Source organism: Bacillus pseudomycoides DSM 12442 (genome assembly GCF_000161455.1).
Lineage (GTDB): Bacteria > Bacillota > Bacilli > Bacillales > Bacillaceae_G > Bacillus_A > Bacillus_A pseudomycoides.
The window spans coordinates 5,520,009-5,520,528 of the sequence record NZ_CM000745.1 but is presented as its reverse complement, the minus strand read 5'-3'; the positions used below and the strand labels follow the sequence as shown (position 1 = coordinate 5,520,528).

The following is a 520-nucleotide window of genomic DNA, read 5'->3' as shown; positions in this document are numbered from 1 at the left end:
TTATACAACACTTCGATTGTAACCAAATGGGCTTTCTCATGATATGGAGATGCATATAAACCATCTGACTCTGTTTTTGCCATACTATCTACCTCTTTCCCTTTTTTATTATTGATTTCTTTATCTAAAATACTTTCAATTGTTTCAATAAATTCCACAGACGTTTCATGTACTTCTTTTAGCAATTTGGATTTATCTTTTAACTCTTTCCCTTGCGTCCAGTTTGCTAAGTATCCTAACGAATACTCGCTTGTATCAATTCCAAAGTAGTAAGAAACCGTATAAGCTGCCATTTCTGCCTGAAACTCTTTTTCTGGTGCCGTGTAATTCATATGTGTTTCGGCTGTGTGAAGTTTGGCATGGGCAAGCTCATGAAGAAGTGTTTTCACATTCTGTAATTCACTATTTCGTGGATTTAAAGCAACTTCTTTTGTTAGGGTATAGCTCACCCCCTTTGCGACCCCAAGCTCTTGTTTCGGTTCAATAATTTTCACACCGTTTTTTTCCGCAATAGCTTCCA

At 36.7% G+C, this 520-nt stretch carries 1 protein-coding gene; it reads right to left on the bottom strand.

Features of this window, described 5'->3' with window-relative positions:
• Positions 1–520: ImmA/IrrE family metallo-endopeptidase (locus BPMYX0001_RS27900; protein WP_033799509.1), on the bottom strand; the 520-nt coding region annotated here is incomplete at both ends.